Origin of the sequence: Sphingopyxis indica (genome assembly GCF_900188185.1) — a bacterium.
Taxonomy (GTDB): domain Bacteria; phylum Pseudomonadota; class Alphaproteobacteria; order Sphingomonadales; family Sphingomonadaceae; genus Sphingopyxis; species Sphingopyxis indica.
In genome coordinates this window covers 23,421-41,124 of the sequence record NZ_FZPA01000001.1, presented here as the reverse complement: position 1 = coordinate 41,124, position 17,704 = coordinate 23,421, and the positions used below count along the sequence as shown (strand labels likewise).

The 17,704-nt window shown below is 60.6% G+C and carries 12 protein-coding genes and 1 pseudogene; 2 read left to right on the top strand and 11 right to left on the bottom strand.

Going from position 1 to position 17,704, the window contains the following annotated elements:
• Positions 1-61 precede the first annotated feature (61 nt).
• A complete protein-coding gene (locus CHB69_RS00155; protein ID WP_089213978.1) occupies positions 62-1,000 on the bottom strand; it encodes a hypothetical protein in 939 nt (312 codons plus the stop codon).
• 67 nt (positions 1,001-1,067) lie between these two features.
• On the bottom strand, positions 1,068-2,333 hold the full coding sequence (locus CHB69_RS00150; RefSeq protein WP_089213977.1) for an aldehyde dehydrogenase family protein: 1,266 nt from the start codon (positions 2,331-2,333) through the stop codon (positions 1,068-1,070).
• A gap of 311 nt (positions 2,334-2,644) precedes the next feature.
• On the opposite strand from CHB69_RS00150, the pseudogene CHB69_RS20370 reads away from it, so the two are divergent.
• Positions 2,645-3,427, top strand: a pseudogene (locus CHB69_RS20370) (UDP-glucose dehydrogenase family protein); the annotation flags it as partial.
• Positions 3,428-3,490: 63 nt separating this feature from the next.
• Entirely contained in the window at positions 3,491-4,870 is a 1,380-nt protein-coding gene (locus CHB69_RS20365) for an efflux transporter outer membrane subunit (RefSeq protein WP_212541884.1), read from the top strand.
• A gap of 440 nt (positions 4,871-5,310) precedes the next feature.
• Here CHB69_RS20365 and CHB69_RS00140 read toward each other — a convergent pair whose 3' ends face one another.
• The 9 genes from CHB69_RS00140 to CHB69_RS00100 all read right to left on the bottom strand — a co-directional run bounded on the left by CHB69_RS00140 (position 5,311) and on the right by CHB69_RS00100 (position 17,688).
• Entirely contained in the window at positions 5,311-8,247 is a 2,937-nt protein-coding gene (locus CHB69_RS00140; RefSeq protein WP_089213975.1) for a TonB-dependent receptor, read from the bottom strand.
• Positions 8,248-8,666: 419 nt separating this feature from the next.
• Positions 8,667-9,638, bottom strand: coding sequence for an alpha/beta fold hydrolase (locus CHB69_RS00135; RefSeq protein WP_067182404.1), 972 nt, complete (start codon positions 9,636-9,638; stop codon positions 8,667-8,669).
• Positions 9,635-11,272, bottom strand: coding sequence for a flavin-containing monooxygenase (locus tag CHB69_RS00130; protein WP_067182402.1), 1,638 nt, complete (start codon positions 11,270-11,272; stop codon positions 9,635-9,637). The genes CHB69_RS00135 and CHB69_RS00130 overlap by 4 nt, the downstream gene beginning before the upstream one ends.
• Positions 11,269-12,879, bottom strand: coding sequence for an acyl-CoA synthetase (locus CHB69_RS00125; protein ID WP_067182399.1), 1,611 nt, complete (start codon positions 12,877-12,879; stop codon positions 11,269-11,271). Before CHB69_RS00125 ends, CHB69_RS00130 begins: the two co-directional genes overlap by 4 nt.
• A 63-nt stretch (positions 12,880-12,942) precedes the next feature.
• Complete coding sequence (locus CHB69_RS00120) at positions 12,943-14,034, bottom strand: acyl-CoA dehydrogenase family protein (RefSeq protein WP_067182397.1); 1,092 nt, start codon at positions 14,032-14,034, stop codon at positions 12,943-12,945.
• Positions 14,034-15,284: an acyl-CoA dehydrogenase family protein gene (locus CHB69_RS00115; RefSeq protein WP_067182395.1), complete on the bottom strand. Its 1,251-nt coding sequence runs from the start codon at positions 15,282-15,284 to the stop codon at positions 14,034-14,036. The genes CHB69_RS00120 and CHB69_RS00115 overlap by 1 nt, the downstream gene beginning before the upstream one ends.
• A gap of 6 nt (positions 15,285-15,290) precedes the next feature.
• Positions 15,291-15,767: a Zn-ribbon domain-containing OB-fold protein gene (locus tag CHB69_RS00110; RefSeq protein ID WP_006834185.1), complete on the bottom strand. Its 477-nt coding sequence runs from the start codon at positions 15,765-15,767 to the stop codon at positions 15,291-15,293.
• Entirely contained in the window at positions 15,764-16,936 is a 1,173-nt protein-coding gene (locus CHB69_RS00105; RefSeq protein ID WP_067182393.1) for a thiolase C-terminal domain-containing protein, read from the bottom strand. The genes CHB69_RS00110 and CHB69_RS00105 overlap by 4 nt, the downstream gene beginning before the upstream one ends.
• Positions 16,933-17,688: a ubiquinone biosynthesis protein COQ4 gene (locus tag CHB69_RS00100; protein WP_237233938.1), complete on the bottom strand. Its 756-nt coding sequence runs from the start codon at positions 17,686-17,688 to the stop codon at positions 16,933-16,935. Before CHB69_RS00100 ends, CHB69_RS00105 begins: the two co-directional genes overlap by 4 nt.
• Positions 17,689-17,704: the final 16 nt, after the last annotated feature.

The window sequence follows — 17,704 nt, the reverse complement described above, 5'->3', positions numbered from 1 at the left end:
GCCTTCGACAGGCTCGGGGCCACGGTTCAATCCAATCGGGACAGACTTGAAAGGCTGTAGATCAGAGCTTTGGCGGCTCGCCCGCGAAGGAGACGCCGCCGGGAACCGAACCGCCATTGCGCGAGCGAACGAGCGGCGTTCCCGGCGGCACCTGAATGTCGTGCGAGCCGATGATGATCTTTGCCGGCCCGTCGTGAACGTCGAAGATCGGCCAGCCCCGGTCGCTCTTCACGGTCAGATGTTCGATATAGATGACCAGCGGCTCGCCCCCCGCCTGTCTCGACATGATCGAGAAATGGTTGGTATCGCCGGTGCCGCCGATCTTGACCGGATCGAGGCTGATGAGCCGCGTCGCGCGGATGCTCGACCAGAGGCGGAAATTGCGCGCGTTGCGGCCGCTGATGCAGTCGTCGAGCAGCGATTCGGTCGATTTGAGGTCGAAGCCGCCGTCGCTATTGTCCCAGGCGGCGCATTGGCGGAACATGATCCGCGCATTGCCGCGCTCGGTCGAAAAGCCGTCGCCGTTCCAATATTTACCCTCGCCGCGGTCCCAGCGAAAGCCGCGCATCGAACAGCGCTCGACCCGGAAGTCGTGCGCGGTGTCGGCGAAGCCGATCCCGACGGGCAGATTGCCCGACCCCGTGGTGAGCATGCCGCTCGCGCTGACGTCCTCGATCACCCCGTCGTGGCTGTCGTAGCGGATGCGCGCGAAGCCGCGTTCGAGGCCGCTCGCCCTCGCCTGGCGCACGCGCAGCCCAACGCAATCGGCCCCCACCAGATCGGGCCCTGCCGTATTCTCTATGACGCGATAGCCGCCCGCAACCCGGACGTCGATAATCTGAACATCGTGGACCGGCTCGCGGAACACGAACAGACCGTTGCCGACGTTGCGCGCGCGCACCCCGCGATAGACGGCGCCCGAGCGGACGAAATAGACGGATTCGCCTTCCGCGTCGATCAAAACCGCGCCCCGGGCGAAGCTGGAAGACATGTCGGCCATGCCCGTGCGCTAGTGGAAGACGCCCGGCCGTGCGAGCTTGCTGCGGTGCAGCGTGGCCCCCGCGCGATCAGCGAAGCGCGGGCGCGGCCTCTCCCACTCCGTCGCCGGCTCGGCGCCCGGCCCGGCCCAAAAAGCCGAACAGCCGCGGCCGGCAGACGCGCCGGATTCGGCTGAACCGGCGGAAATCCGCTTCGCCGCGGCCGATGTCGCGCCCCGCGTCGAGCCCGGCCTTGGCCAGCGATGGAACCGCCCCGTCGATCGCGATCGCCGAGGACAGGCTCTGCTCCAGCACATGACGGCGCTCGGCCGCGTCGCGCCCGAAATAATAGATGGAAAGCGGCGGCGGACGGCGGCGGATCGCCGCGATCGCGTCCTCGATCCGCGCATAGTTGCGGATCGGCAGGATGGGGCCGCGAATATCTTCCTGCATCAGCAGCATGTCGTCGCTCGCATGGCGGACGATATGGAACGGCATCCCGCCGCGACGCGGCTCGGCGGTCCTCACCTCGCCCCCGCGCGCGCGCGCGTCGTCGAGCAGGCGGGTCAGGCGTCGCTGTTCGGTCCCGGACAGCAATGCCCTGTCCCCTCCTGCGCGCACTGCCGCGCGCCACAACCAGTCGGCGATCGCCTCTTCCTGATCGTCGGGGGCGAGCAGAAAGTCGGGGGCGAGCGGCGCTCGCCCGCCGTTCGCGCGCTTGTGCGCCACGATCGTGCCGGCGATCTTCGCAAAGTCGGCCGAGCGGCCGACGATCACCGGCGACTTGCCCGAGCGCGCGGCCATTGCTGCATGATCCTCCTGCGGCTCGTGCGTCAGCAACAGGTCGAAAGCAAGCTCCGCAAAGCCGCCGTCGGTCACGACCGCCAGTTCGAGCGGGTCGAAGAAATGCGGCGCCAACTCGCCAACCAGCTCCGCAAGCCGCGGCGAGGCGGCATCGAATTGCAGCATGACCCGATTGCCCGCCGCGAATATGCCCGCGAGAAGGCCCGCGATGCGGAACAGAGGGAGCGACGCAGGCAGGGCGACGCCGATCACCCCGATCGGCTGATATTCGACATGATCGCCGCGCGCGCGAGCGAGCAGCCCGCGCGCCTTTTCGGGCTGCATCCAGCGCTCGACGCCGTCCAGCGCCGCCTGCAGCGCCGCGAGCGCTGGTTCCACTTCGGCGGCCCGCGCCGACTCGGCATCCGGAGCCGTCCCGTCGGCGACGAGCGCGCGGCAAAGCGCCTCGGCATTCTGCCCGATCATCTGCATGGCGCGCTGCAACCGGTCGCGCCGGCTGGCCGGCGAGACCGGCAAGCCGGCGTAAAAAGCCGCGCGTTGCGCTTCCAGCATCCTTGCCCTCCCCACAGCTTATCGCTCCCAGCTTCTAGTCCGCCGTCGATCCGTGGCAAGTTCAAGTCGAATCGTTTCATCGCACGGGAGCCAATGGGCGTTTCCGCCGTTTAGGCGAAGGCGCGAGCCATCTTCAAATAAAAAACGAATTATTTCATCTTGTTAGCCAAATATCGGCTCGATCGGAAACCCATATCGCTTCGCCTTCGAATTGGCTCTGTTCAAAGCGGGCAAGTTGACGCCCCCGCTCCCGCAAGGCGATTGTTCGCAGGCGCACAATAAATCGCCTTCATAAAAGGGAGCAACGCGTCATGCGTATCGTTATGATCGGGTCCGGCTATGTCGGGCTGGTTTCGGGCGCCTGTTTTGCCGACTTCGGCCATCATGTGACCTGCGTCGACAAGGACGCGAACAAGATTGCACGCCTGCACGCCGGCGGCATCCCCATCTATGAGCCGGGTCTCGACGATCTGGTCGCGCGCAACGTCGCGGCGGGCAATCTGGCCTTCACCACCGAGCTTTCGGAGGCCGTCGCCGCCGCCGATGTCGTGTTCATCGCGGTCGGAACCCCCAGCCGCCGCGGCGACGGGCACGCCGACCTCTCCTACGTCCACGGCGCCGCGCGCGAGATCGCAGGGGCGCTGAGCGGCTTCACCGTGATCGTCACCAAATCGACCGTGCCCGTCGGCACCGGCGACGAGGTCGAGCGGATCATCCGCGAATGCAATCCCGCCGCCGACATCGCCGTGGCATCGAACCCCGAGTTCCTGCGTGAAGGCGCCGCGATCGAGGATTTCAAGCGCCCCGACCGCGTCGTGATCGGCATCGAGGACGAGCGTGCGCGCGCGCCGATGGAGGAAGTCTATCGTCCGCTCTCGCTGAACAAGGCGCCGATCGTCTTCACTCGCCGCCGCACGAGCGAACTGATCAAATATGCCGCGAACGCCTTCCTTGCGATGAAGATCACCTACATCAACGAGATGGCGGACCTGTGCGAGCATGTCGGCGCCGACGTTCAGGAAGTCGCGCGCGGTATCGGGCTCGACAACCGGATCGGCGCCAAATTTCTCCACGCCGGTCCCGGCTATGCCGGCCCCCCGCAACTTGCGACCGACGCAGGCAATGCGTTCGTACGGGCTGGCCCCGAAATCGATCCGTTGGCGCCGATTGCCGGCGACTGGTGGACGCTGCTCGGCGATCCGGTTCTCAATGAACTTGAGGCGCGTGCGCTGGCCGGCAATCCGGGCGTGGCCGCAGCGCGCGCTCGCATCGAACAGGCAAGGGCTGCCGTCCGCCAGGAGCGCGCCAACCGGCTACCCGCCGTGGCTGCGCAGGCGACTGCGGTCCAGGCGAATATCCCAGGGCTGGATATCGGCAGCGGCCCGCCCCCGGGATCGCCCGGCGCTCCTGCTGACGACGAAGAGCAGGACAGCGTCAGCGTCTACAACCTCGGGCTCAACGCAAACTGGGAGATCGATTTCGCTGGGGGGCAGGCACGGCGTGTCGAGGCCATTAACGCTCAGGCTGCGGCCTCGGTGGCGAACGCCGAGGATGCGAAAGTCCAGCTCGCCGCCGAGGTCGCGCGGGCGTATGTGGGCCTGCGAGAAGCGCAGGGGCGACTCGAGCTTGTCCAGCGAGAGCGCGACTTGCAGCAGCAAATTCTCGAACTGACCTATCAGCGCTATACACAGGGCGCTCTCGCACTGTTTCCGGTCGGTGACGCGAACGCCGAGCTCGAACTGCTCAAGTCGCAGATCGCCGAAGCTCAAGCGGACATCGATGTGTTCAAGGACACACTCGCGGTGCTGACGGGCGAAGCGCCCGGCGCACTCGACGGGCTCCTGGCGGCTCAGGCCGAAATTCCGCTTCCCCCCGAACGGGTCGCGGTGGGCGATCCCGCAGCGCTAATAGCGCGGCGGCCGGATGTTCGAGCCGCCGAACGCATGCTGGCCGCGGCGAATGCGCGCATTGGCGTGGCAGAGGCTGCTCGCTTCCCAAAGATTTCCTTCATGGGGATTCTCGGTTTGGGCGGATCGGAGCCCGACGACATCCTGGACCCGGGCAACTTATCGGCAATCGCTTTGCCGCGGCTGCAGTGGAACCTGCTTGATTTCGGCCGCACGGCAGCATCGATCGATCAGGCCGAGAGTGCGCGCGACGCGGCCGAAGCGCGCTATCTTGAAGTGGTCCTGGGCGCACTACGCGACGCCGAACAATCGCTTGCTCGGTTCGGGCAACAAAGAGCCAACGTAGCCGCGCTGGCGCAGATCAGTCGGCAGGCCGACACGGCTGCGGAGCTTAACGAGCAACGCCGCGCCGCGGGGGTAATCTCGCAAGGCGAACTCAACACTTCGATCCGCAAGCGCGCACAGGCCAGAGCAAATCTCGATCGGGCGATCGCCGCCATGACAAATGGCTGGATCGCGATCCAGAAGTCGCTTGGGTTGGGATGGGTCGAATTGTCTCGCGACAATCGCACGTCGGTTGAGCCAGCTCCGGTCGATCGAAAATCAGTTATGAAACCTGAACAGAGTTAGGATAAGTTTTCTCAGAAGTCTGCCCCGCAGCCCCTTCCAACTTTTCCTAACGCGTCAGCACCTCGTGCACTGTGACCCAATCTTGGATCATAGGGGTCAGCATGTTTCCGCCTTTCGCAGAGTGCGTTTGCCAGTATCACCATCGGATATCCCGATTGCAATATTCGGTGACTCTTCATTGTCGTATCTATGTAAGGCCTTAAGCTTTCCGCGAGCATCTCGTAGCGACATCAACGAGCGATCGTACAGGCAGTTCGAGTGCAGCTCGCATTTGGCCGGTTCGATGACCGCCTTGTCGGTAGGCTTACGAGGCGGTCATCGAGCATTACGCCGCTCTGGAAAAGCTATAAAGTCATGGGTCGAAATACGAACTAGCTGGCACTGTCCGTTCGGATCGTTGGGAGGACCACCGATCTCCCCGCCAACACGATCTGGACCTGTTAGAAACTGAACCCCAAAGCAACACCATATCTACGAGGATCCAAAGTGTAGATATTGGTAAAATTCCCCGAGGATGCGTCGGTCAAGTACAATCCTGTCACCGAGCTGCTGTCGAAAATGTTCTGAACAAATCCGCGCACGAACCAACGCTCATCCGCACTGTTCAACTGCACGATCGCGTTGGCTTGCACGAATGGCTCGATCCGGTTGACCCTGCCGTTAAAGATATTGCCGTATTGCTCACCAGTCAGCGCTACGTCCACGCGAGGAACCAGAGTCATGCCATTGTCGAAAGTGGCGGTGTACTGCACACCCATCGAAACCTTCATTTCGGGGGCCTGCGGCAACTTGTTCCCTTTTAAGTTGACCTCTACGCCAGGGCTTAATACCGCAAGGCCGCTGCCCGCCGGAACGGCTCCGGCCAAGACATCGCAAATGCTGAATGCGCCGCTTGACGCAAGATTGCCGTCATTAGGAAATTCTTCGGGACCACGAAGACCCAGAGCTGCGTTCACTCCGGCCACGAATGCGTCGGCCGCGCCGGGGGCTGGCCCGGTTACGGCACAATTAGCACCGTTGCTGATATCCTTGATGATGACGGCATCAGGATCGCCGCCACCCGGGTCGCGCGGATTGGAGAAGAACTGGTCGCCGGCAACTTCCGCGTTGAGATAACTGAACGTCAAGTTGACAAGCCAATCGGGATCGGGCCGGATAACGGACTCTAGTTCCACACCCCAGATATCGGCATCGATAGTATCATTAACTGAGGTACGGGCGACGATGCGGCTAAGCTGCAACCCGCTATACTTATAGTAGAATGCAGTAGCGTTTAATTGCAGTGCGCCATTCGCAAAGGTATTTTTCGATCCGATTTCAAATGCGTCGATGGTTTCTGATCCGAAGCTTTCAGCCACATCGAAAACGGGCGAAAGGGGCGGGTTGATACCCCCGGATTTATAGCCCCTGGCATAAGATGCGTAAATCGAATTGTCAGGCGTAACTTCGTAGTCGAGCACCGCACGCCCGGTTATTTCATCGAAACCTACTTCTCTAAATTGCGTCAGCTGCTCACCTGGCGTACCAGGATCGGCATCAAAAAGACCAGAGGGACCGGTTAAGGGAGTGATCGGGCTGTCGAACGGCTCCCCGTCATTCGCGTAAGGATTGAGGAAGCTAATCAAGGTCGTGCGCGCAGTCACGTCTTTCTTGTCGTCGTTATACCGCAAACCTCCGGTGAAGGTCAGACGCTCGGTCAGGTCGACGTAGATCTCTCCGAACACACCGAAGCTCTCAAGATTAGCCTCGAGAGAATTGTTGCGGTACATGGATGTTGCGAAGTAGGATGGCGGTGCACCGCCTGCCAAAGTACCAAACGATCCCAGAATGGCACTGGCGTAGTCAAGCGCGAATGAGTTTACATAGTAACTGTTGTCGGTAGTCTTGGACTTTGCATAGATCCCTCCGAGCAGGAAATTGAATGCTCCGTCGAAATCACTGGAAAGGAGGATTTCGCCGCTCCAGGATTCGCGTTGCTCTGAAGACCTGTCGAAGGATAGCGGCGTTTCGCCGCACAATACATTACCTTCGAACGCGCCCCTGTTCCCATCATCGTTATCGGAGGTGCACAATACGCCCCCTGGGCCATTGGGGATGAGAGCCTCCACAATCGGGGTAAAATACGCCGACGAACCTGGCACGAACGCCGGTGCAGGTGCGGGGAGGCCGGTAGGCAAACCGTTGGCCGCGAAGCCGGACAACACGTTCAAGGCCGTAGCAAAGCCGGTACGATCCTGAATGCCCAAAAAGTAGTCCTGCCGGGAATCGACTTCGGTGTCCTGATAAAGACCGGTTGCAGTCAGTGTCATAGCTCCGATGCGCTGCTCGAGACGGGCCTGTAGCTGCACTTCATCGGCAAAATAGAATGGAGTATACGCCGTGTTTACCGTGCGCACATCGTCGGGCTTATCGAATCCTGCAAATGCATCGGGGCCGTACAGGCTTCCCAATCCCAGTACTGAGGGAATTCCCTGAATAGCGAAGAACTCTTGCGAACTGAGCGTTGCGCCGACTGTGGAATTGGCATTGGTGATGTCAAAGTCGCGGCGATTGTTCAGACAACCCAGCACGCCGAGCGGGTCACGCTGGCAGGCCTGCTTTTGATTACGTAAACGGGTGTCATCTTCCCTGAAATAATATGCCATGAAGTCGAGAGTGGTATCGGCACCGGGTTCAAAACGAAGAGAACCACGAACAGCGTACATGTCTCGGTCGTCGACATCCGAATTGTCGAAAAGGTTTGTGGTGTAACCGTCGCGATTCAGAAAGAAACCGGCTACCCGAACGCCGATAGAATCGCCGATCGGGACATTGACCATCCCCTCGGCCTTGATGCTGTTGTAATTCCCATACTCGAACTCTCCGGCCGCGCCGAAAGAACCGAGGTCAGGCTTGGCTGTCACAAGGTTGACAACACCCGAGGTAGCGTTGCGGCCGAAGAGGGTGCCCTGCGGCCCCCGTAGGACCTCAATTCGCTCAAGGTCAAAATATTCTGTTTCGAACAGCCGGGTACCAAAAAGAGGGGAACCATTGATATGGATAGCCGTCGCTGCGTCACACGTCACACCAACACAAAGATCGCCGATACCACGGATGGTGAAGGACGACCCGGTGAAGTTGCCCTTCGAAAATGAGACGTTCGGGAGCGTCAATTGAAGGTCAGCAGCGTTTTCGATCTGCTGGCTTTCGAGAGCCGTAGCATCGAAGGCACTGACCGCGATCGGCACCTCTTGCAGACTTTGAGATTGGCGTTGGGCCGTCACGATGATTACGGATCCTTGGGGTTCCGCCTCATCAGTTGTGGAATCCTGCGCTAAAGCCATCTGCGGCCAAGCCAAGATGGCCGAAGTGGCGAGCACCATCGCTCTCAGTGTCATATAGCATCCCTTCCCATCTCTTCAGTGCGACGATAATTGGCTCCGCCGCTTACTGCAAAATGGGGCGACCTCGAGGGTCGCCCCTTAGTCTGTGGAGAGGAGAGGGAGAGAATTAGCCCAATCCCCGTCCATGGGCATATACATCCGCGTGATATTAGTAAAGCGCCTTATCTTTTGACCCCATGGGCCACGATCCAGATCGCACGCGGAGTGAACGTTTGCTAAAGATCAGCAATGGTTGGCGCGCTAAGCGAGTTGCTCCCGATAAAGCTTTTGCCCCAGCTGGCATCGAGACCAACGAAGCGTTCGCCGTGCCGACGGCGACAATGGTTCGGATATAGTACAAGATGAATATGGACGCCCTTTACCCCCATCTCGCTGGCCTCTGACCAGGAACCAGCCTCTTAGTATGGGGGATCTCAGAGGCTCCAAAAGGCCAGTACCGCCCGAAGCGCAGCGACGAACGCGAGCGGCTGATCCAGCATGAGATGATGGCGTGCATCGGGCACTGCAACAATTGGTATCTTTCCCCCTCCCAGTTCCCGGATATAGCGGGCGGAATCGCGATCAAAGAGCTGACTTTTCTCGCCGTACACAATCGCTTTGCGCCCGGGCGCATCGACCAGCCTCTGGCCTACTGTCAGCCATTCGTCGGGCTTGTTGCTGCGCCGGAACACTTCGGGAGAAAACTTCCATGTCCACTCCTCGCCATCGCGGCGGAGAGAGTGATAGGCCATGTAATCCATCAGGAACGGCTCACCAACTGCCTGCGGCGGCGACAGGATATACCTCTCGCGCGCCGCTTCGTAGGTGGGGTAGCGTCGCACCGGTTTGTCAGGATTACCCGACCCGGGGCTCGATCTGCCCATGGTCCAGTATTTCTCCAGCTTTTCGGGCCGCATCACCATGAGATCGCAGACAATAACGCCGGCGAAGGCATCCGGCGATTGGGAAACGGCGGTCAGCGCTGCACCCGAGCCGAAGCTATGGGCGATGATCGTCGGTCTGCTTCCATCCGCAAACAAATCGAGCGCTTCGCTGATCTCGACGAATTCCTTTCCCCGCGCAGCTATATCGGCCACGCCGCGCATCTCGCTATCGCCCATACCGGCCAGATCGAACGCCACCACGTCGTAGTCTTCGGCAAGGTACGGTGCGATGAAGGCAAAGCAGCGGGCATGGGCGAGAAAACCGTGAGTCATGAGCAATTTGGGCCGGTCACGCTTGCCCCAGCGAAGATAATGCACCCGCGCGCCACCAACCTCTACGAAGCCTTCCTCACGGGGCACGCTCAGCGCCCAGGCGAACCATTCGGGTATATCCGCCCCGTCGCCGGCCCATACGGGATCGATATCTGCTGACCCGTCGTGGATTGGTTTCATTTCATTCATTTCGGCGCAGTCTCCATACCGGATAGTGTATTCCTGATAAAACCACGATAATCGTGCCGTGCGACATCGTGGCATAGATCGGCGTAACCAGATACGCTGGGGAAATTGATCAGTTGTCGGGGTTTGCCGGGAATATTGGCGCCCATGTACCACGATTCAGCCTTGGGGAAGAGCGTCATCGACCCTACTTGGGCGACCATATCGGTCCAGCTTCGCTCGGCCAGCGCATCGGCTTCGAAAAGGCCGATCCTGTTATCGCGCAGCCAGATCAGGAAATCGCAGATCCAGTCACCCTGGATTTCGGCGCTTGTCGGACCGTTGGAAAAGCCTGAAGGGCTGAGCGGGCCGTAGGCGAACAGCATGTTCGGAAATTGGGCGACGGCCATGCCTAGATAGGCTTTGATCTCGCTCTTCCATGCTTCTGCCAGCCCCAGCCCACCGCGGCCGGTGATGTTCATGTCGATGAGCCCGCCACGACCGGCATCGAAGCCGGTCGCGAAGACAATGAGATCGCACGGGATCATGCCAGTGGCTGTTTCTATCCCGGCCTCGGTGACGCGAGTGATCGCGGTGTCGTTCAGATCGACCAGCGTCACATTGTCTTGTGCGAAGATCTCGTAATAATTCTGTTCGAGCGATGGTCGCTTGGTCCCGAAGGGATGTGGCGGCTCATCGGGAGCGAGCTTCTCGGCAATGGTCGGGTCGCAGATCCGCTCGCGCACCTTGTCACGCCAGAACTCGTAGGCGTGGCGATTGGCGTCCTCGTTCGTCAGTATGTCAGCGAAATTATGATACCAGAAGCGCAACCCTCCTCGCTGCCACAAATCCTCGAAATGCGTAGTCCGCTCTTCCTCGGTCACAGCCAGGGCCGAGATGTCCAGCGATTGGCATTCGAAACCGCCACTTGTCGTAAGCCTTTTCTGGAAGACAGCGGGATATTCGGATTTTTCGCGAAGCTGACGATCAGCGTCCAGTTTTTCCTGCCGCATGGGAAGGGCGAGAATCGGGGTTCGCTGAAAAAGCGTCAGCTGCTCCGCGCAGCTTGCCGCCTCCTGCGCCACCTGTACGCCGCTGGCACCCGTGCCGATCAGGGCGATCCGGCGGCCAGAAAGGTCGATGCCTTCCTGCGGCCAGCGGGCGGTATGGCACCAGTCGCCTTCGAAATCGCTAAGACCCGGGATATCGGGAATGTAGGGTTTCGAGGCGAACCCCAGGGCCGGCAAAAGGAAACGCGCGCTTACTTTCCCGCCTTCGTCGAGCTTCAATCGCCAGTAGGCGGTGTCTTCATCGAACTGCGCGCTTTCGACCCGTGTTTTCATTCGCATTGCCGGCCAGAGGTCGAGCGTATCGCAGACGTGGAGGAAATAGGCGCGCAGTTCCTCCCAGCCTGGAAATCGTTCGCTCCACGTCCAGCTTTTCCATACTTCCGCAATGGAAAATTCGTAAAGTGGAACCTGGGAATCGACCCGTGCTCCCGGGTAGCGGTTCCAGTACCAGATTCCCCCCGGCTGCTCCGCTGCGTCTACCAGCAGAACGTCGAACCCCGCCTGACGCAGCTTGTAAAGCAGGTATATTCCGCTGAACCCGGCCCCGACGATTACGACATCATAGTCAGGAGGGGGCAAATGGCTCACGAGGCCCCGGCACCCGCTTTCGCGATCTCTTTGGCCGTAGTATAATCCGCCTTGCCGTTTGACGCGCGCAAGGCGGTTTGCGTTGGGCAAATCGCCTTGGGTGTTTTGTAGCCTGCCAATTGTTCCCGCACGTGATCCTTGATCGCTTGCGCGTCGAAGTCCGCATCTTGGGTCAAATGCACCACAGCGGTCACCGCTTCGCCCCATTTTTCGTCAGGCACCCCGACGACAAGCGCGTCGGCAATGGCGGGATGGGTTTTGAGCACTTCCTCCACCTCCTCGGGGTAAACCTTTTCACCTGCGGTGTTGATGCAGACGCTGCCGCGGCCCAGCAAGGTCAGGCTTCCATCGGATTCCACCCGGCACCAGTCGCCCGGGATGGAGTAACGCACGCCATCGATCGTCCTGAAAGTCTTGGCCGACTTTTCCGGGTCCTTGTAGTATCCTGTGGGGATTGCGCCCTTGCGGGCAATAAAGCCGGGCACGCCGCTCCCCGCCTCGACCTTCCGGTCGTTCTCGTCGAATACGTCGCAAAATTCCCCGATCCCGAATTTCGCGGTGTTGGTGCCGCCCTGTGCGGTCGTCACCGACAAGCCGTAGCCCAGCCCTTCCGAAGCGCCAAAACTGTCCATGAGGATGACCTGGGGGATATGTTTGCACAGGCCCGCCTTTACCTGTTTACTCCACATGACGCCGGACGAGATGATCGAAATCAGGCTGCTCGTGTCCCAGCGCTTCGGGTGGGCGTCCAGCGCCTGCAGCATGGGTTTGGCAAAAGCGTCACCGACAATGGCGATGCTCTGCACCTTGTGCTGGTCCACCGCATCCCACAATTCTTCCGCGTCGAAGGATGGATCGGACAGCGTGACGATGGCCCCGCCCGACATGAGCGTGCCGATAGCAGTAATGAACCCGGTTCCATGCATCAGCGGGCACGCCGGCAAAGTGATGCGTGCAAGCTCGCCCTGCTTCACCAGGGCCACCATTTCCTCCATGGTCTGGGGAACCGGACCCAGCAGCTTTTGCGCGTCGAGCTGAGCCTTGCGCATATCATCGTGTCGCCACATCACGCCCTTGGGCATGCCGGTGGTACCGCCTGTATATATGAACAGCAGGTCATCGGGAGAACGCTCGATATCGAGAGGCGCGCCGTTACCTTCTACAAGTTTTTCGTAAGGAAGCGCGAAGGAAGCGATCTGCGAAGCATCGCCGATTTCTACAAATGTATGAACCTTGGTCAACCGTTCCTTCAGTTCAAGAATGCAGTCGCGGAACTCGGAACTGTAAACAATTACCTCGCTATCGGAATCGTCGAAGATGTAGAAAACCTCCTCGGGACGGTAACGATAATTGATGTTCACGTGCGTGAGGCGGCCCTTGAAGCATGCGGCCATCAATTCCCCGTATTCGGAACGGTTGCGCATGTAGAAGGCTATCTTCGCCCCGTCGCCTGCACCTTGCGCGCGCAGATTGCGCGCCAAATTGTTCGAACGCTTCGACATTTCGGGCCAGGTAATGATCCGGTCGCCGTTAATCAGCGCCGGAGCATCTTCCGGGACCGCAGGTTCGATTGCATCAAGGATGTCGCCAAGGTTCCAGTCGATCACGTATTAATTCCTCTCTCCTTGGTGGCCACGATTTTGTCGGTAGCGTGCGCCTAATTCATCGTCTCATGCGACCTGCGTCCACCCCTGCAAGGCCGCTGCTTCGGCCCGGACCGCTTCGGGACCTCCCAGAACCTGGCGGTCGAAACCGATTCGCTTGAACCAGAAATGCAGACCTAGGAGATCGGTAAAACCCATCCCCCCATGCACCTCGGTTGAGGTTCGGGCGACAAAACGGTGGACTTCGCCCGTATGTGATTTGGCATGGCATGCCACCAGCGAAGCCTCGTCGGGCGTCGCATCGAACGCATGGGCGGCATACCAGACCAGCGAACGGCATGGTTCATGGCGGGCAGCCATTTCCGCGCACATATGCTTGACCGCCTGGAAGCTGCCGATCACTCGTCCGAACTGTTCGCGCTGCCCGGCATAGTCGACCGCTTTTTCGATCATAGCCTGGCCCGCACCGAGGCTATCGGCGGCTAGGAGCACCCGGCCGGCGTCCCGCAGGCGCCTGACTGTGGCCCCACCATCGTCCGCGAGAGCCTCGCCCGCTACGCCAGAAAACCGCAGCTCCCCTACGCTCCGGGTCCGGTCGATCGTTTTGAGAGCAACCTTCTCCAGACCCGCAGCATCGCCAGCTACGAAGTGCATACGACCGGCGGTATCGGCTACCAGAAACGCGTCGGCTTCCAGGAAGTCGAGCGCGAACAAAGCCGTTCCGTCGAGCTTTGCGCCGTCGAAGTCCACGCCTGCCCGGTCCCGGATCTCCACCGTTTCCGCGATCGCGACGGCGATTTGCGCCTCGCCCTTCGCTATCCTCGGCAGCCAGTGCGCCTTCAACTCCTCGCTACCGCCCTGTGCCAGCGCAAGGGGTGCCAGTACATGGGCACCGATAAAAGGCACCGGCGCGACGGCATAGCCGAGCTGCTCGGCCACAGCGGCGGCATCGAGCATTGTCATCCCGAGCCCGTCATGTTGCTCGGGAACCATCATTCCCCAAATGCCGATTTCGCCCAGCGCCGAACGCACGTTGTCGCTGAAGGGAACCGAGCCCTCCGCGCATTCGCGCACATGATCGAGCGGACAAGTATCAGCAAGAGTGCGGCTGATCGCGTCGCAGAGCATCTCCTGGTCTTGCGAAAGTCCGAAATCCATCAGGCGGCTCCCTTATTCTGCCCGCTTGCAACGGCCGTCGCCTGTTCGGCCGCGGGAGGCGTTGCGAACTTGGGTTCGCGCGGCATTTCCAGCCCGCGTTCGGCGATGATGTTCTTCTGGATCTGGGCGGTGCCTCCACCGATGATCAGACCAAGCTGGAACATGTAGTTCCACTGCCAGGCACCGTCTTCGCGCTCGCGCTCGCTTCCGTGATAGAGTATGCCCATCTCGCCCATTGCGTCGATCGCGAGCGCGGAAATCTGATGGGCGAGCTCACAGCTCTGCAGCTTCACGACAAGTTTCGCCATGCCGCCGGCATCCCCCCTAAGGCTGTTCGACAGGATGCGCATGCCGTTGAATTTCATCGCCGCGACTTCGGCTTGCAATGCAACCAGCCGGTCACGCAGAACGGCGTTGTCCATTGCGCAACCCTGGCCGATGCGTTCTTTTTGCATCAGCCTGACCAGCGCCTGGAGCCGGTTTTCCAGTGCATCGGGGTCGCCCAGCATGCCACGTTCATGGCCCAGTGTGGCATTGGCCACGTACCACCCCTGCCCGCGCTGCCCGACGATCTGGTCCAGGGGAACCCGCACGTCGGTAAAGAACGTTTCATTGAACTCGGCGTGACCGGTCATGGTCTTGAGTGGTCGGACCTCGATCCCTGGTGTGTCCATCGAGAAGATCAAGTAGGAGATGCCGCCGTGCTTGGGCGCGTCCGGTTCGGTCCGAACAAGGCAAAAGATCATGTCCGCCTGCTTGGCCGTGCTGGTCCAGATCTTCTGTCCGTTGATGACAAAGTCGCCATTTTCGACGCGGGCGCTGGTCTTGAGCGCGGCGAGGTCCGATCCCGCTCCAGGTTCCGAATATCCCTGACACCAGATTATCTCGCCATTAAGGGTCGGCTCGATCCATTGCTGTTTCTGGGCTTCGGTTCCGAGTTCCAGCAGCGTGGGAACGAGCATGGAAATGCCCTGGTTCGCAAGGCCTGCGGGGATGCCAGCGCGCGAAAATTCCTCGGCAATGATCCGCGATTTCAGGATGTCCGGCTCGGCTCCGTATCCGCCGTATTCCTTGGGAATCGTACGCGCCGTGTAACCATGCAGGATCAACAGCTTTTGCCATTCGACGGCTTCGGGGGAAGGGCGCGCGGCACGGCCTTGGCCATCGGGTGCGCGGTGACCGTGGGTTTGCAGGAACTGGCGCACTTCCTCGCGAAACGCGTCATACTGGGGTCCGTAGTCGAGATCCATCTTGGTCTATCCTTCTGCGCGCGCGATCGCGACGGGTCGGAATACTGGCAGGCGAAAATCTTCGGAGATCGGCTCGAAATCCAGCGTGACCGGCAGATCGAGCTCAAGCTCGTCGAGCGCGCAATCGACCAGCCGGGTTGCCATGCGCACTCCCTCCTCCAGTTCCACCACCGCAGCGATGAAGGGAATCTCGCCGGCGAAGGCGGGATGCAGTGCCTGATGGGTCACCGTCCAGGAAAACAGCGTGCCATTGCCGGTGCTACGCTCCCACGACCATTCAGGAGAACCGCATCGGGCGCACATATAGCGCGGCAAATGCCGAAAACTGCCGCATCCTTCGCACTGCTGGAAGTAAAGGTTGCCGTCCTGACACCGGTTCCAGAATTCCTGCTCCACCGGATCCTGCGGGCGCGGCTTTGGCTTGGCTGGTGCGGCCTGCGCCGAGGGGCGCATCTTGGGCGGCAGATCTTTCTCGTCGCTCACGCAAACCTCCTCAAAATCGCTATACTGCCGTCACCCAGATCGCCCCAGCCGGTCACCAGGCCGGTCTGGGCGCCTTCGACCTGCCGCTCCCCACAATCGTGGCGCAACTGACGCACCGCCTCGACGACATGGTTCAGTCCCCAAATATGGGCCTCGCTCAGCAGGCCGCCATGGGTGTTGACGGGATAGCGCCCGCCCAGCTCGATCTGGCCATTCGCGACGAACTCTGCCTGTCCACCTGGTTCGCAATAGCCCAGGGCCTCCAGCTGCAGGAGAACCACGTAGGTGAAGCAGTCGTAGATCTGCAGAAAATCCATGTCTTCGCGATCGACCCCCGCCATTTCGAACGCGCGCGGCGCGGCGTAGCTCAGGCCGATCTTGAAGGGGTCGGGACGCGAAGGGATATCGTCGGCGGGGTAAGGATGCCCTTCAGCCGCACCGGCGATGCTCACGGGAACATGCGGCATGTCCCTGGCGCGGTCCATTCGCGAAACCACGACTGCGCATGCCCCGTCAGTCTCCAGACAGCAATCGTAGAGGCGAAAGGGTTCGGATATCCAGCGCGCGGAATGGTAGGTTTCGGCATCCAGTTCCCGGCCATGAGTGAAGGCCTGCGGATTCATCTGCGCATGGCGACGGCACGCCAGTGCAACGGCCGCCATCGCTTCCGGGCCGATATCGTAAATTCGGGAGTGCCGGGTGGCGAGCCAGGCATACATCTGCACCGGCAGGAACACGCCATACGGAATGTAATAGCCTTGGATCGTATTCGTCAGGGTGTTCATGTTCATCGGCCGCGTCGGCGGTGCGCCAGGCTTGGGCCGCAAGGCGGAATAACCGTTCCACCCGAGCGTCACCAGCACATGGTCGCATAAGCCGCTGGCAATTGCCATCGCGGCGTTCTGGAGTGCCGTGGTAGGGCTCGCCCCGCCCATGTGGACCGTAGAGGCATAGCGCAGAACTTCGATACCGAGGTTAGCCGCCATCTCTTCCGAGGTGGTGTAGATCGGCGGAGGAACCATGCCGTCGATATCCGACGGCTTCAGCCCTGCATCTGCTATGGCTTTGCGCGATGCTTCCAGCATCATGTCGACCGCGGTTTTCTCGGTGCCTTTCACGAAAGCGGTTTCGCCCACTCCGGTGATGGCCGATTTGTCGCTTAAGCTCATGCCTGCCTGACCGCCTGGTAATCGCGTTCGAGCTGTTCGGAAAGAGCGCGCACCCTCTGATAGGTCTCCGGCGGACGCAGTCGCAACTCGCGGCGGGCATCCTCCAACGGACGATCGAGATTTTCTTCCCAGTAGAAGGTGGTCAGATCGGCTGCAGCCCGGCCCCGGCGCCACGCTTCAAATGCAGCGCGCGCCACTGGCAACTTGGCAGCTTCCAGTTTCATCTTGGGAATGCCGACGCCCACGATGAAAGCGATCCCGTGATTATAGAATTGCGCGTTTCCGAAGGACAGCACGCACAATTCGCCCAGTGCGTCCCTGCCGTATCCGGTGACGACGTGAAACAGGTCATGCGAATCGCGAAGGCGCCGACGATAGAGGGAAACATCGGGGTCGCCGAAGTCCTCCAGACCTCCGGCCTCGCTGGCTTCCGCCAGACCTTCTGCTGTCAGACCCTCCCCGTAAACAAAATCGAGGTAGGCTCGGCCAAGCGTGCCAGACGCACAGGTCGCAAGGCGTTTGCGATCGCACAAGGTTTCAAGCAGGTCGGCCCGGTCGGAAGCGATGCGCCGCCCATCGCTCGACTTCATGAAGAGATTGAAATTCCGATAATAGGAATTGCCCGACAATGCCTTGACGATACGGAACACCTGCGCCGTATCCTCCTTGTCTGCAATCAGCTGCCTCATCGCCCCCAGCGCCTTCAGCGGCTCTACGGGGCGGCGCAATTCATGACCTTTGGCGTAAGCCATCTTCTTGCCTCCTGCG